This window comes from Corynebacterium sp. (assembly GCF_012838985.1).
Taxonomy (GTDB): domain Bacteria; phylum Actinomycetota; class Actinomycetes; order Mycobacteriales; family Mycobacteriaceae; genus Corynebacterium.
Genome location: NZ_DUOE01000184.1, coordinates 1 through 14,301, shown reverse-complemented (window position 1 = coordinate 14,301; position 14,301 = coordinate 1). Strand labels below are relative to the sequence as shown.

Below are 14,301 nucleotides of genomic sequence, written 5' to 3'. Positions count from 1 at the left end.
CCCGCACGACCCACCCGGCGGTCCCGAGGACGAGCAGCGCCGCCAGGGCGACGCCGGGGTTCCCGAAGAACAGGACCACGGCGGCCCCGAGTCCGGTGCCCACCGGGGCGAGCAGCCGGGCGTCGTGGGTGGCCGGCCGCAACCGGTGGACCGGGTGCGGGACGGGCAGGGCGAGGTGGGCCGCCACGAGCAGGAGCGGGGTCATGTCAGCGCCTCCCGGAACCCGGCGTAGCCCTCGAGTGGCCCGTGGCGGGAGTCCCAGACGACCTGCGTGGTCACGGGGTTGCCCCGGAGCAGTCCAAGCTGGTGGAGCACGCGGCGGCCGTCGGGGCCTCGGCGCATGACGATGACCACGTCGAGCGCCGCCGCCAGCTGGGAGTGCAGGGCGGTGCGGTCGAGTCCGCCGAGGGCGGCGAGGGCCTCCAGGCGGGCGGGTACCTCGTCGAGGGCGTTGGCGTGGATCGTGCCGGCCCCGCCCTCGTGTCCGGTGTTGAGGGCGGCGAGCAGGTCGACGACCTCCGCGCCCCGGATCTCCCCGACGATGATCCGGTCCGGCCGCATGCGCAGGGCCTGGGTGAGCAGGTCGGACATCGTGATCCGGCCGCTGCCCTCGGTGTTCCGGCCGCGTGAGACGAGGTTGAGCACGTGCGGGTGGCGGGGCTGCAGCTCGGCGGTGTCCTCGATGCACAGGATCCGCTCCCCGTGGTCGACCTCCGCGAGCAGGGCCGCCAGCAGGGTCGTCTTGCCGGTGCCGGTGCCGCCGACCACCAGGAACGCCCGGCGGTGGCGCACGACGGCGCGCAGCAGCTCCGCGATCTCCGCGGTCACGGTGCCGGAGGAGACCAGCTCGTCGAGGGTGGTCGTGGCCTGCCGGAGGACCCGCAGGCTGAGGCATGTGTGGTCGGCGGACGGGGGTGCGAGCAGGGCGTGGAAGCGGATGACGGTGCCGTCCTCCCGCAGGAGCCGCCCGTCGGCGAAGGGCTGGGCGTCGTCCAGGCGGCGACCGCAGGCGCTGGCCAGGCGGGAGGCCAGTTGGCGGACCTCGGCGTCGTCGGTGAAGCGCACCTCGGCGCGTTCCAGGCCGCGCCCCCGGTCGAACCACACCTGGTCGGGCCCGTTGACCAGGATGTCCGTGACCCCCTCGGTGAGCAGCACCGACTCGAGCAGCCCGATGCCGGTGGAGTCGTGCCGCAGGCGCCGCAGCAGGTCGAGGACGTCGACGTCGGAGATGACGCCGGCCTCCTCCCGGATGAGGCGGGCGAGTTCCGCGGCGTCGGTGGCCGCCGGCGGGGTGTCGACGAGCCGACGCTGCACCCGGTCGATGAGGTCGGTCACCGCTGCACCCCCGCGTTCTCCAGGAGGAGACGGGCGGTGGTGGCCAGCTGGCCGGGCAGCCGCTCGGGCAGGCCGCCGAGCTCCACCGTGCGGGACAGCCGGGGCAGGTTCCCCAGTTCGGTGAGGATGGGGCAGCGGGTGATGTCCCCGACATCCGCGGTGCTCAGCCCCGACCAGTGGCGGTGACGGACCACCCCGGTGACGGTCGTGCGGGCCGCGTGGAGGCGGGCGACCAGGCGTGCCGCGGCCGCCGCCGGGCGCAGCTCCGCGGGGATGAGCAGGACGGCATGGTCGCAGGCATCCATGACGGCGTCGGTGCAGGTCCCCTCGAGGGGGACGTCGATGACCGCCACCCCCGGCGCGCCGCGCAGGGACTCGAGCACCGGGGACAGCACCTCCGGGGTGAGCCGGAAAGGGTCGTCGACCGTCGTGCGGGCGGCCGAGAGGCAGGCGATGCCGTCGCCGGTGACCGGCAGTGCCGCCCGCAGGTCGGCCGCGGACACAGCCCCCTCCCCGAGCTGCAGCTCCGGCCAGCGCACCCCCGGGGTCTCCTCGAGGCCGAGGAGCAGGTCGAGGCCGCCGGAGAACTCGGCGGCGTCGACCAGCGTCGTCGGGTGGGAGCGGGCCGCCACCCGCGCCATCGCCGCGGCCAGCACGGAGGTGCCGGCCCCGCCGGCGGCCCCGCACACCGCGAGGAGCGTGCCCCGGCCGTCCGGGGTGCTCCTGTCGGGGACCGCCGCGTGCCCGAGCGCCGTGAGGAGCTCCGGGGCCTGCGCCGGGAGGACATAGCCGTTCTCCGCGTGCGCGAGCACGGCGGCCTGCCAGTCCACCGGCCCCGGGTCCGCGGCGAGGAGGTGGATGCCGGGCCTCCGGTCGAGGGTGGCGATGTGGCGGGCTGTGTCGGCGTCGACGAGCACGGCGTGCGCGCGGGGCAGGAGGCGGGTGATCTCGCGGGGGTCGAGGGTGTCGATGACTCCGTGGCCGGTGGCCGCCGCGACGTGTGTCGCCTCCGGGTGGATGACCGGGTCACTGACCGCGACGAGGATGAATGTGCTGCTCATGGCCACAGCGTCACTCATCGACGCCGCCGGGACAACGGTCCGGTGCCCGGCCTGTGGACAACCCCCGACAACGATGACGTGTCATCCTCGTCCTGTGGAGAACTCCGCAGCAGCGGTGGCGGACGACACCCTCGTCGGAGAGACTCAGGGCGTGCCGGAAAATAAGGGACGGCCCGCGCCTCGGGGGGGGTGTGCGCGGGCCGTCTGTAACCCGGTATCGGGGGGGATTACCGGGGCAGGCCGCACTGTATATCGGGGCCTTGCAAGTGGAATTATGGCACATCTGTGACACCAAGACAATACCGGGAGAATAGTTTTCTCGAAAATATCTTCTACATGTTCCGCAGGTCACAGAGTCGTCCGGAAAGGCCCTGCCCACGACCACAGAAGTCCCTCGCCTCCCATCAGCCTCTTACGTTTCACAGGTTCGAGGTCTACACTGTGTGCTCATGAGTCCCGGTTCATCTGCGAACAAGCAGGCCACCCCGCAGAAGACACGCGTGGCGGCCTTCTTCGACCTGGACAAGACCATCATCGCCACCTCCTCCGCCTTCGCCTTCGGCCGCGAGTTCATGCACAACGGACTCATCACCACCTCCGAGGCACTGCAGATGTCCCTGGCGAAGGCGACGTACATGATCGCCGGGCAGTCCAGCGAGCAGATGGACACCACCCGCGACCAGCTCGCCGCGCTCGTCGCCGGCTGGTCCGTGGACAAGGTCCGCGAGATCGCCTCCGAGACCATGCACAACGTGGTCACCCCCGCCATCTACGCCGAGGCACGCGAACTCATCGCCTTCCACCGCAACGCCGGGCACGACGTGATCATCATCTCCGCCTCCGCCTCCCACCTCGTGGACCTCATCGCGGAGGAGCTGGACATCCACCAGGTCGTCGCCACGGAGCTCGAGGTCGCGGACGGCCGTTTCACCGGTGAGATCCTCTTCTACTGCAAGGGTGACGCGAAGGCGCAGGCCATCGCCGACCTCGCGGAGAAGAACAACTACGACCTCTCCGCCAGCTTCGCCTACTCGGACTCCGCCACGGACATCCCGATGCTGGAGGCCGTGGGCAACCCCGTCGCCGTCAACCCGGACCGCACCATGAAGAAGACCGCCCTGGAGAACGGCTGGGAGATCCGCACGTTCCGCGATCCGGTGCCGCTGTTCCAGATGCCCTCCCCGCGTGAGATCAGCATCGGCGCCTCCATCGTGGCGGTCATCTCCGCGGCCGCGGCCGGCGGCATCTGGTGGGCCCAGCGCGGCCGCCGCGGCACAGCCTGACGCCGCCGGCGCCTACAGCGCCTACAGCGCCCGCGCGATCGCCTCCGCCTCCTCGGCACCCGCGATCCACGCCCGCAACGACAGCTCCAGGAACTCCCCCGCGCTCCCGTCCGCCCACGCCTCCGCCGCCGCCAGGTACTCCGCACGGTGGCGCAGCAGGTACGTCTCCGGGACGGCCAGCCCCCGCGGGTCGAAACCGGTCATCACCGCCGCCAGCCGACCTGCGGCCCGGGCGACCAGCCCCGAACGCTCCCCGAAGAACCCGTGCGCCAGGATCTCGGCGTGCACCACCTGGGGCAGCAGCACGTCGTGGGCGGTACCGGAGGAGATGAGGGCGGCCAGCCGCTGCAGCCTCTCCGGGGAGTTCTCCGGCCGGCCGCTGCCACCGGCGACGACCGCCATGCGCGCCAGGATCTGCAGGGGTGCCCGGCCGAAGACCCGCGCGGACGCCTGCAGCGAATCCGGGGCCAGCATGCTCGACACCGACACGGACGCCCCGAGCACCCCCACGGGCTCGTCGCCGAGGCGGACCGAGGGGTCGTCGAGAAGCGCTGAGGTGCGCGCCCCCCGCAGCACGGACTCGGAGCCGGTGACCTCCGCGCGGCGCAGGGAGACGGGCCGTCGGTGGACGGCGGCGATGGCGGCACGGGCCTGATCGGCGAGTGCCGCGACCTCTCCGAGGCGGAGGAGGGGTTGCAGGGGGTCAACCGCGGACATATCCACTACGATAGCCCTGCAAGGGTTGCGCATTCATCGCGAATCCGTGGCACCATGGTCAAGAATGGTCAAAAACGCATGACACCGCAGCAGGAAGGCACATCGTGAGCACAAACGGACTTTTCACCGACGGACCGAAGGATTTCACTCCGCGGGTCAGTTCGATCCCGCTGAGCGACGTTGACACGACCCGCTCCGGCGAGGGTTCCATCGGCGAGCTGGTGTCCAACGCCACCGCCCAGATGTCCAGCCTGTTCCGCGCGGAACTGGAGCTCGCGAAGACCGAGCTGGCGGGCGAGGCCAAGAAGGGTGCGATCGGCGGTGGACTGTTCGGCGTCGCCGGCGTCATCGCGCTGTACTCCTCCTTCTTCTTCTTCTTCTTCGTCGCTGAGCTGCTGAGCAACTGGCTGGACCGTTGGGCCGCCTTCCTCATCGTCTTCCTGGTCATGCTGCTCATGGCTGCGCTGCTGGCGCTGTTCGGCTGGAAGAAGGTCAAGACGGTGGGTGCCCCGCAGAAGACGATCGATTCAGTCAATGAACTGAAGAATCTCGTCCCGGGTCAGGCCACGCGGAAGCTCGAGGGCCGCACCCGCGGCATGTACAGCTGACCTGGTCCCCCGTCCGCCCGCGCGCTCACCGCGAGGGCGGCTTTTTCGTTCCTGGAAGGTTGAGGCTGGAAGGTTGAGGGAGGTCCCCGCCGTGTCCGTTGTTTTCCCCCGCTTCAGGCGGCGCCCCGTCCTGTCCCCGTCCGTCCTGGAACTCGCGGGGCCTTTCCGTCACCAGATGGTGCACACGCGGGGGGTGCGGCTGCACGCGGCGGTGGCCGGCGATCCGGGAGATCCACTGGTGGTGCTGCTGCACGGCACGTTCGGGGGCTGGTTCGAGTTCCGGCGGGTGATCGCCCCGCTGGCGGCCCGGGGGTTCCGGGTGGCGGCGGTCGACGCCCGCGGTTACGGTCTCAGCGACAAGCCGCCGGCGACCTCGGGGGATGGTCTGCGTACCGCCGCCGGGGACGTCGCGGGGCTCATCCGGGCGCTGGGGCATGACCGGGCGGTCGTGGTCGGTGCGGAGACGGGCGGCACGGTCGCCTGGGCCCTCGCCGCCTACTACCCCGCCCTGGTGGCGGGGCTGGTGTCGGTGAGTGCGGCGCATCCCGTCGACCTGCGGCGGGCGGTCGCGGCCCACCCCTGGCTCCATGCGTCGACGGTGGCGCACCCCCTGCTGCCTCTCCTCGGCGCCCCCGCTTACCGACGCCACCTCGTCGCCTCCACCACCCCCGATTTCCGCCGCACCCCCGTATTCCAGGAGGAACTGGAGCTGCGGCTGCGGGCGGCGCAGATCGGCCGCACCCGCCCGGCGGTCCTGCGTCACAGTCGTCTGCGCACGGCGTCGAGCCGGTGGGTGGACGAACGGGTGACGGCCCCGACGCTGCTCATCCAGCCGCTGCAGTCGGTGTGGCGTCATCTGGCCCGCCGGTGCCTCACGCGTGTCGACGCCCCCCTGTCCGTCCGTCACGTCCCCGGTTCCCGCAACCTGCCCCATCTGGAGAACCCGCAGGGCTTCATCGAGGTGGTCGAGCACTTCGCGGGGACGCTCAGCCTCTGACGGGCCCTAACGGGCCACACACTCCCGGGTGCTCACCGGCGTGGTGAGCGTGGTGACGTCGCCGATCTGCTGCTGGACCTCGGCGGCGGTGAGCACGTAGCCGGTGTCGGTCTGGTCGACGCTGGCGCCGAAGACCACACCGAGGACCCCGCCGGAGGTGTCGACCATCGGGCCACCGGAGTTGCCCTGCCGGATGGTGCCGCGGACGGTGTAGGCCTCCCGCTCGACCCGGCCGGTGGCGTAGATGTCCGGGCCGGCGATGGTGAGGTCCTCGCGGACGCGGGCGGGGGCGGCCTCGAAGGGACCCGACTGGGGGAAGCCCATGACGATGGCGTCGGCCCCGGACTCCGCCGGGACGTCGGCCCAGGACAGGGCGGGCAGCTGCAGGTCCGGGGCGTGGAGGACGGCGATGTCGACGCCCGGGTTGTAGTACACGACGTCCGCCTCCCTCACACCCAAAACGGTGTCCAGGCGCACGGTCTGAGTGCCCGCGACGACGTGGGCGTTGGTGACCACGTAGTCGGGGGCGGTGACGAAGCCGGAGCCCATGAGACGGCGGCGGCACTCGTCCGAGTCACCCTGGACGTGGACGACGGCCGGACGCAGGCGCTCCACCAGCTCGTGGTCCTCGACCCGGATGTCGGGTGCCGCGACCTCGCGGGCCGGGGGCTCGTCGAAGGGGGCGAACAGGGGTGGGAGCCCGGAGTCGTCGAGAAGCACCGTGATGCGGTTGGGAAGATCCGCCAGGACCGGTGGGGTGCTGCGGTCCACCGCGCCGAGGATCACCGAGTTGCGGATGCCCTGGCTGACGGAACCGGTCAGCCCCGTCGCCAGGGGGATGGAGATCAGCCAGATGACGATGAGCGTGGCCAGCGCGGAGAACAGCGCCCCGACCGCCGAGTCGATGGTCTGCGAGGAACGCATGCGCATCCGTTCCCGCACCGAGGCGCCCAGCATCCCGCCGACGAGGTTGCCCAGGCCGACGAGCATGATGATCGTGCCCAGCCCGAGCAGGAAACGCAGCGCCACCGAATCGGTGAGCTGCATGACCGGCGGGGCCAGGGCGACACCGATGATGAGACCGGCGATGACGCCGACGGTGGACAGCACCGAGGCGAACGCCCCCTGCCGCCAGCCGATGGTGACCGCCGACAGCAGGACCAGCAGAACGAGACCGTCGATGAGGAGGGCGGGGGTCACGGGTCGTTCAGGTCCTAACAGTGGTGGCGGGTTATCGGAGGAATCTTACCCGGTTGGCCGGTTCGGAATAACGAGGCTCGTCGTTACGGGACTTCGCCAGCGTGTCCTGCAGGTCGAGGGTGGTCTCCCGGTCCCAGGGCTGTTCCCAGCCCGCCTGGTGCAGCAGCGCCGAGAGCAGCCCCGCGGTGAAGCCCCACACGAGGTAGTCGTTGATGGTGAACGCCGGCCCCGTCCAGCCCGCCCACCCGACCATGAGCCGGTTGCGCGGGTCGATGAGGTCCGAGAGGTGGGCGGGGAACACGTCGTCCGCCTCCGCGGGGCTGGCCACCCCGACCTCCCCCGGCGTGTGCCAGTGCCCCAGCACCGGGTGCACCGGGTAGCCGGAGGCCCGGATGTGCACCGGCTCCATCGCGGCGACCGGGGTGACGGTGGTGCGGTCCAGGCCGGTCTCCTCCCACGCCTCCCGCAGGGCGGCGTCGACCGGGTTGAGGTCCGTCGGGTCGACGCGGCCGCCGGGGAAGGCGATCTGCCCGGAGTGGGAGCGCATCGACGGCGAACGGTGGGTGAGCAGCACCGCGGCGTCCTCCGGAGGGTCGGCCTGCAGGTGGTCGGCCCCGGAGAAGAGCATGAGCACCGCCGCCGAGCGGCCCGTCTGATTCATCGTCTCCCGGCCGCGGGCGTCGACGCTGCGGACGTCCGGGTGGCGGTAGGCGCCGTCCACCCCGCTGATGAGCCGACGCATCCACCGCGGCGCACGGTGGGGGTGCAGGTCAACGTTCTGGCCCGGGTGGTCCGGGCCGAAATCCATCCTCATCGTCCGGTCCCCGCCTCCACGGCCTCCGTCACGGCCGCCTCCAGCTCCGCCGCCGAATCGAAGGTGCGGGGGAAGAGCTTCACCTGCTCATCGCCGTCGAAGACGACGGTGATCGGGATGACGCCCGGCAGTCCGAGCGTGCCCGCGAAGGTGTTGTCCAGGTCCTGGTAGCTGGCCAGGGAGATGCCCAGCTCATCGAGCATGGCGGCGCCGTTGCCCGGGTTCCGGTCCGCGTGCACGCCGACGACCGTGTACTCCGGGTGCGCGGCGGCGAACTCGTCGAAGTACGGCAGCTCGTCGCGGCACGGTCCGCACCACCAGGCCCACACGTTGACCACGGTGATGCCTGACGACGCCACCGGCGCGTTCTCCCCTCCGAGGCAGTCCAGCTCCACTCCCCCGGCCCCGGTGGCGGGACAGTCGGGGCGCTCGCCGACGTCGCTGATGAGCGCGTCGGTGTCGAGGGTGCCCGCGTTCTCGGGGGCGGCGGTGCCGGGCTCAGGGTCGTTGACGGTCCGCAGCATCGTGAAGGCACCGGCCACCACCGCCACGGTGAGCAGCACGCCGATGACGAGGGTCCACACCGCCTGCCGGGTCATGCCGCCACCTCCCGGGAGGGGCAGTCCTTCGCTATGACGCACACCCCGCACTCCGGCCGCCGGGCGTGACACACCCGCCGACCGTGGAAGATCATCCGGTGGGAGAACATGGTCCACTCCTTCTTCTCGATGCGCCGGCACAGCGCCTGCTCGATCCTGAGCACGTCCGTCTCCTCCGTCAGCATGAGGCGCTGCGCGAGGCGGCTGACATGCGTGTCGACGGCCAGCCCCGGCAGCCCGAAGGCGTTGCCCCGCACCACCAGCGCCGTCTTCCGGCCCACACCGGGCAGGGTGACCAGGTCCTCGAGGTCCCGGGGGATCTCCCCGTCGAAGTGCGCGAGCAGTGACTCCCCCAGGCCGATGAGGCTGCGCGCCTTCGCCCGGAAGAATCCCAGGGGACGGAGGATCTCCTCCATCTCCCCCGGGTCGGCGGCGGCGAGTGACGCGGGCGTCGGAAAGCGACGGAAGAGCTCCGGCGTGACCTGGTTGACGCGGACGTCCGTCGTCTGGGCGGAGAGCACCGTGGCCACCGTCAGCTCGAAGGGGGACGTGAAGTCGAGTTCGCAGTGCGCGTCCGGATATTCCGTGGCCAGGGCCCGGTTGATGCGGCGTGCCCGGCGGGTGAGTCCGAGGTCAGTCTCGACGCCGCGGGCGGCGGGATGGGTGGAGGAGGATCTGACCGGCATACCGGACAGCTTAGCCACTACGATGTTTGGACATGACTGTCGTGCTCGTCGTCGCCGCTCCCCTCGTCCTCGCCCTGTTCGCCATGCAGATGGAGAAGCTGGAGTCCTGGATCCTCCCCCCGCGGGACGATTCCTGACGATTCGCACTGCCACGTGAAACGGGATAATGTGACAAATTTCCCACACCAGTCCCGCAAGTGACCAATTGCACGGTAGGGTGGTGAGGAACACACTGCGCCGAGAGTCACACCTGTGCCTTCAACAGGGACACGACCACATATCCAGGGGTCCTCCCGGCGTGCCGTCACAGAACCGAGGAGCGACAAGTGGAAGGTGTACAGGAGATCCTGTCCCGCGCCGGAATCTTCCAGGGAGTGGATCCGGTTGCCGTGAGCAACCTGATCAAGGACATGGAGACCGTCCGTTTCCCCCGTGGAACGACCATCTTCGAAGAGGGCGAACCCGGAGACCGCCTCTACATCATCACGGCAGGCAAGGTGAAGCTCGCCCGCCACGCGACCGATGGCCGCGAGAACCTGCTCACCGTCATGGGACCGTCCGACATGTTCGGCGAGCTGTCCATCTTCGACCCGGGTCCGCGCACCTCCTCCGCGGTCTGCGTCACCGAGGTGCAGGCCGCCACCATGAACTCGGACATGCTCAAGCAGTGGGTGTCCGACCACCCGGAGATCGCCCAGCAGCTGCTGCGCGTCCTGGCCCGCCGCCTGCGCCGCACCAACGCCTCCCTCGCCGACCTGATCTTCACGGATGTGCCGGGCCGCGTCGCCAAGACGCTGCTGCAGCTGGCCAACCGCTTCGGCTCCCAGGAGGGTGGCGCCCTGCGCGTCAACCACGACCTCACCCAGGAGGAGATCGCCCAGCTCGTCGGCGCCTCCCGTGAGACCGTGAACAAGGCCCTGGCCACCTTCGCCCACCGCGGCTGGATCCGCCTCGAGGGCAAGTCCGTCCTCATCGTGGACACCGAGTCCCTGGCCAAGCGCGCCCGTTGACGCCACCCCGAAAAGCAGCACAGAAGGAAGAACCCGCCGCCCCTCAGGAGAGGGGACGGCGGGTTCTCCCGTGTCAGCGGGGTTCTACTCGGCAGTCTCTGCGGACTGCTTCTCCAGGTAGCGCAGGGCCACGCGGGTGGACTGCTCGGCGGCGTGACGCAGGACCGGGTCGACGTCGTCGTACATCTCGTCGATGAGGGTCTTGAGGTCGACGTCCTCGCCCAGACGGGCCTGGACCTCGCGGATCTGGCGGAGACGGTGCTCACGGCGGTCGATGTACTTGCGGGCGTAGGCGGACAGGTCATCGCCCTCCGGGCCGTGGCCCGGCAGCAGACGCACGTCCTTGCCGCGCTCCTCCAGGAGACGCAGGGTGTCCATGTACTGGCCCAGGTCGCCGTCGGTCTCGGAGATCATGGTGGTGTGGCGGCCGGCGATGGTGTCACCGGTGATGATGCCCTCCAGGGTGGAGGCACCGGGCTTGCCGGACCAGATGAAGAAGCACGCCGAGTCGGCGGTGTGGCCGGGGGTGTGCACGACCTCGATCTGCGGGGTGACGCCGTCGACGGAGACGATCTCACCGTCGACGAGCGGCTCGACGTCGCCTGCGCAGGCGGTGGCGTCGAAGGCGCGGACCGGGGCGCCGGTGAGCTGGCGGAAGCGGTGGGCGCCGTCGGCGTGGTCCGGGTGGTGGTGCGTCAGCAGGATGAGACCCACCGTCTCAGCCTTGGCACCGAGGACATTGAGGTGCCCCTCATCCTCCGGGCCCGGGTCGATCACGATGCTGTGGGAGTCCCCCTCAGCACGGATCACCCATGAGTTCGTCCCCTCGAGGGACGCGTACCCCGGATTCGGGCACAGGACGACAGACACGGAATCTGATATCGGTCGAAGCTGGCTGTAGGCAGGATGCTCCATGCGCACCAGCTTAGCCCGGTTATCCCGGCCTGCCGAACCGAATGACAGAACAATCAGCGCCGGGGAGAACTAGTCGGCGACCTCGACGACGAGCTCGATCTCCACCGGGGAGCCCAGCGGCAGCTCGGAGACACCGACCGCGGAACGGACATGAGCGCCGGCCTCACCGAAGATCTCCCCCATGAGGTTGGAGGCACCGTTGACCACGGCGGGCTGGCCGGTGAAGCCGTCCGAGGAGGCGACGAAACCGACGATCTTGAGCACGCGGGTCACGTTGTCGATGCCGACGAGGTCATCGACGGCGGCCAGGGCGTTGAGCGCGGCGGTGCGGGCGAGGCGGGTGGCCGCCTCCGGGGTGACGTCCTCGTCCACCTTGCCGGTGGCGATGAGCTGGCCGTCGACGAAGGGCAGCTGGCCGGAGGTCCACACCTGGTTACCGGTGCGCACCGCGGGGACGTAGGCCGCGACGGGGGCGGCGACGGTCGGCAGTGTGATCTGCAGGCGCTCGAGGCGCGCGGAAATGGTCGTCATCACGCTTTCTCCCGCTTCATGTAGGCGACGACGTTCTCCGGGTTCGGTCCCGGCATGACGGTGACGAGCTCCCAGCCGTCCTCGCCCCAGGTGTCGAGGATCTGCTTCGTGGCGTGGCTGAGCAGCGGAACAGTGGCGTATTCCCAAATGGTCATGCCACCACAGTACCCGCGGGGGTCCGGATCAGATCCCGTGGAGCTCCCCACCGGAGGAGAGGTACTCCGCCCAGTTGGTGATGTGCGGGTTCTTGCGCAGGAGGGCGCGACGCTGACGCTCCGTCAGACCACCCCACACACCGAACTCGACCTTGTTGTCGAGGGCGTCGGCGCGACACTCGGTGACGACCGGGCAGTGGCGGCAGATGACGGCGGCCTTGCGCTGCTCTGCGCCGCGGACGAAGAGGGCGTCCGGATCACCGGCGCGGCACTTGGCCTGGGTGATCCACTCGCCACGCTCGTAACAGACGGGCTGCTGCGGGGGTTCGAACGGGGAACGGAAGGACTCTCCGGCGAGGGGGGTTGCCATCGTGCTCTCCAATCAGACAAGACCGTTAACTGCCAGTACGTCGTGTGACCCACAAATGCAGGTCACAATGCCGATTTACTGCATGTAAGTCTATTCACAGGCATAACAAGAAGTCGAATACGTCACACTTCTAGGGGCAATCATTAGTTCCCTCCTCCCCCCATCTCTGCGTAGGGTAGTGGCGTGTCTGTGTGGAAATCCCTGGCTAACATGACCGCCGCCGCCGTGATCGCCGGCCTGGCCGGTGCCCTCGCCCTGTCCCCCGTGGCGGGCATCTCCGGCGCGGCCATCGTCCGGACGAACGAGACGATGCAGTCCAACCTCGCCGACCTGACGGACGGCACCACCCCGGGGGTGACCACCATCAACGACGCCGCGGGGCAGCCCATCGCGTGGTTGTACAACCAGCGTCGGTACGCGGTGGAGAACGACCAGATCTCGCAGCACATGAAGGCCGCGATCGTCTCCATCGAGGACCACCGCTTCTACGAGCACGACGGCGTGGACATCCAGGGCACCGCACGTGCCATGGTGACCAACGTCCTGGCCGGCGGCGTGGAGCAGGGTGCGTCGACGATCAACCAGCAGTACGTGAAGAACTACCTCCTCTTCATCGACGCGAAGGACGAGGAGGAGCAGGCCGCCGCCGTCGAGCAGTCCATCCCGCGCAAGCTGCGTGAGATGCGCATGGCCTCCGACCTGGACCGGAACCTCTCCAAGGACGACATCCTGACGAGGTACCTCAACCTGGTGCCCTTCGGTAACCGTTCCTTCGGCGTGGAGGCCGCCGCCCGCACCTACTTCGGCACCAGCGCCGCCGAGCTGACCGTCCCCCAGGCCGCGATGCTGGCCGGCATGGTCCAGTCCTCCGAGTTCCTCAACCCGTACACCAACCCCGAGGGCGCGACGAACCGCCGCGACACGGTGCTGCGGGCGATGGCCGCCAACGGCCACCTCACCGCCGAGCAGGCCGAGGCCCACATCGCGGAGCCGCTGGGCATTCTCGACGCCCCCGCCACCCTCCCCAACGGCTGCATCGCCGCCGGTGACCGCGGCTTCTTCTGCGACTACGTCCTCTCCTACCTCGCGGAGAAGGGACTCAGCCGCGACCAGCTTCTCGACGGCGGCTACACCATCAACACCACCCTGGATCCGCAGACCCAGGATGCCGCGCGGGCGGCGGCCACCCGGGCGGTCGACCCGATGGCCACCGGCGTCGCCGAGGTCATCAACGTCATCCAGCCGGGCCGGGACTCCCGCGACATCCTCGCCATGGCCTCCTCCCGCAACTACGGCCTCAACCTGGAGGCCGGTGAGACGGTCCTGCCGCAGACCAGCTCCCTGGTGGGCAACGGCGCCGGTTCGGTGTTCAAGGTCTTCACCGCCGCCGCGGCGATCGAGAAGGGCATGGGCCTGGAGACGGTTCTCGACGTCCCCGCCCGGTACGAGGCCCGCGGCCTGGGCACGGGCGGTGCGGCGAACTGCCCGCCCAACACCTACTGCGTGGAGAACGCCGGCACCTACCAGCCGCAGATGACCCTGCGGGAGGCGCTGGCCCACTCCCCCAACACCACGTTCATCAAGCTCATCGAGGATGTCGGGGTCCCCGCGGTCGTCGACATGTCCGTGAAGCTGGGCCTGCGCAGCTACGAGAAGCCGGGCACCTTCGACGCCGAGAACTCCATCGCCGACTACATGCGGAACGCCAACCTCGGTTCCTACACCCTCGGTCCGACGGCCGTGAACCCGCTGGAGCTGTCCAACGTCGGTGCCACCCTGGCCTCCGGGGGCCGCTGGTGTGAGCCGACCCCGATCTCCTCGGTCACCGACCGGGAGGGCCGGCAGGTCTTCCTCGAGCGGCCCGACTGCGAGCAGGCTGTCGACGAGGGTGTCGCGAACGCCCTGGCGGACGGCATGGCCGAGGATCTGATCTCCGGCACGGGTGCCCGCGCGGCCTCCGTCACCGGCTGGGGCGGTCAGGCCGCCGCCAAGACCGGCACGACGGAATCCCACCTGTCCT

The 14,301-nt window shown here is 70.0% G+C and carries 17 protein-coding genes; 5 read left to right on the top strand and 12 right to left on the bottom strand.

The annotated features are described in order from the left end of the window. From GXZ33_RS10575 to ssd, 3 genes are all read right to left on the bottom strand, one after another. A partial coding sequence (locus tag GXZ33_RS10575; RefSeq protein WP_291340995.1) for a hypothetical protein occupies positions 1 to 205 on the bottom strand: 205 nt, incomplete at its 3' end. After that, entirely contained in the window at positions 202 to 1,335 is a 1,134-nt protein-coding gene (locus tag GXZ33_RS10570) for a TadA family conjugal transfer-associated ATPase (RefSeq protein WP_291340994.1), read from the bottom strand. The genes GXZ33_RS10575 and GXZ33_RS10570, both read right to left, overlap by 4 nt. After that, on the bottom strand, positions 1,332 to 2,396 hold the full coding sequence (gene ssd / locus GXZ33_RS10565) for a septum site-determining protein Ssd (RefSeq protein ID WP_291340993.1): 1,065 nt from the start codon (positions 2,394 to 2,396) through the stop codon (positions 1,332 to 1,334). The genes GXZ33_RS10570 and ssd overlap by 4 nt, the downstream gene beginning before the upstream one ends. Positions 2,397 to 2,845: 449 nt before the next feature. On the opposite strand from ssd, the gene GXZ33_RS10560 reads away from it, so the two are divergent. Next, positions 2,846 to 3,679, top strand: a complete 834-nt coding sequence (locus GXZ33_RS10560) for an HAD family hydrolase (protein WP_291340992.1) — start codon at positions 2,846 to 2,848, stop codon at positions 3,677 to 3,679. A gap of 21 nt (positions 3,680 to 3,700) precedes the next feature. On the opposite strand, the gene GXZ33_RS10555 is transcribed toward GXZ33_RS10560, so the two are convergent. Next, positions 3,701 to 4,396, bottom strand: coding sequence for a hypothetical protein (locus tag GXZ33_RS10555; protein WP_291340991.1), 696 nt, complete (start codon positions 4,394 to 4,396; stop codon positions 3,701 to 3,703). Positions 4,397 to 4,497: 101 nt separating this feature from the next. Between GXZ33_RS10555 and GXZ33_RS10550 the strand changes: the two genes are divergently transcribed. Both GXZ33_RS10550 and GXZ33_RS10545 read left to right on the top strand, forming a co-directional pair. After that, positions 4,498 to 5,004, top strand: coding sequence for a phage holin family protein (locus GXZ33_RS10550; RefSeq protein WP_291340997.1), 507 nt, complete (start codon positions 4,498 to 4,500; stop codon positions 5,002 to 5,004). A gap of 91 nt (positions 5,005 to 5,095) precedes the next feature. After that, on the top strand, positions 5,096 to 6,001 hold the full coding sequence (locus GXZ33_RS10545; protein ID WP_363237269.1) for an alpha/beta hydrolase: 906 nt from the start codon (positions 5,096 to 5,098) through the stop codon (positions 5,999 to 6,001). 6 nt (positions 6,002 to 6,007) lie between these two features. Here GXZ33_RS10545 and GXZ33_RS10540 read toward each other — a convergent pair whose 3' ends face one another. The 4 genes from GXZ33_RS10540 to nth are packed head-to-tail and all read right to left on the bottom strand — an operon-like array spanning position 6,008 to position 9,300. Further along, positions 6,008 to 7,201, bottom strand: coding sequence for a MarP family serine protease (locus GXZ33_RS10540; RefSeq protein ID WP_291340990.1), 1,194 nt, complete (start codon positions 7,199 to 7,201; stop codon positions 6,008 to 6,010). A gap of 31 nt (positions 7,202 to 7,232) precedes the next feature. After that, on the bottom strand, positions 7,233 to 8,015 hold the full coding sequence (locus GXZ33_RS10535) for a CoA pyrophosphatase (RefSeq protein ID WP_291340989.1): 783 nt from the start codon (positions 8,013 to 8,015) through the stop codon (positions 7,233 to 7,235). Further along, complete coding sequence (locus tag GXZ33_RS10530; RefSeq protein WP_291340988.1) at positions 8,012 to 8,614, bottom strand: TlpA disulfide reductase family protein; 603 nt, start codon at positions 8,612 to 8,614, stop codon at positions 8,012 to 8,014. The genes GXZ33_RS10535 and GXZ33_RS10530 overlap by 4 nt, the downstream gene beginning before the upstream one ends. Then, positions 8,611 to 9,300, bottom strand: a complete 690-nt coding sequence (gene nth, locus GXZ33_RS10525) for an endonuclease III (protein WP_291340987.1) — start codon at positions 9,298 to 9,300, stop codon at positions 8,611 to 8,613. The genes GXZ33_RS10530 and nth overlap by 4 nt, the downstream gene beginning before the upstream one ends. Before the next feature lie 326 nt (positions 9,301 to 9,626). On the opposite strand from nth, the gene glxR reads away from it, so the two are divergent. Next, a complete protein-coding gene (gene glxR, locus GXZ33_RS10520; protein ID WP_291340986.1) occupies positions 9,627 to 10,310 on the top strand; it encodes a CRP-like cAMP-activated global transcriptional regulator GlxR in 684 nt (227 codons plus the stop codon). 84 nt (positions 10,311 to 10,394) lie between these two features. Here glxR and GXZ33_RS10515 read toward each other — a convergent pair whose 3' ends face one another. The 4 genes from GXZ33_RS10515 to GXZ33_RS10500 form a co-directional block, all read right to left on the bottom strand. Continuing rightward, complete coding sequence (locus GXZ33_RS10515) at positions 10,395 to 11,225, bottom strand: MBL fold metallo-hydrolase (RefSeq protein WP_291340985.1); 831 nt, start codon at positions 11,223 to 11,225, stop codon at positions 10,395 to 10,397. Positions 11,226 to 11,294: 69 nt separating this feature from the next. Then, on the bottom strand, positions 11,295 to 11,756 hold the full coding sequence (locus tag GXZ33_RS10510; RefSeq protein WP_291340984.1) for a RidA family protein: 462 nt from the start codon (positions 11,754 to 11,756) through the stop codon (positions 11,295 to 11,297). Continuing rightward, entirely contained in the window at positions 11,756 to 11,911 is a 156-nt protein-coding gene (locus GXZ33_RS10505; RefSeq protein WP_291340983.1) for a DUF4177 domain-containing protein, read from the bottom strand. Before GXZ33_RS10505 ends, GXZ33_RS10510 begins: the two co-directional genes overlap by 1 nt. A 28-nt stretch (positions 11,912 to 11,939) precedes the next feature. Further along, positions 11,940 to 12,281, bottom strand: a complete 342-nt coding sequence (locus GXZ33_RS10500; RefSeq protein WP_291340982.1) for a WhiB family transcriptional regulator — start codon at positions 12,279 to 12,281, stop codon at positions 11,940 to 11,942. Between the two features lie 183 nt (positions 12,282 to 12,464). Between GXZ33_RS10500 and GXZ33_RS10495 the strand changes: the two genes are divergently transcribed. Then, a partial coding sequence (locus GXZ33_RS10495) for a transglycosylase domain-containing protein (protein WP_291340981.1) occupies positions 12,465 to 14,301 on the top strand: 1,837 nt, incomplete at its 3' end.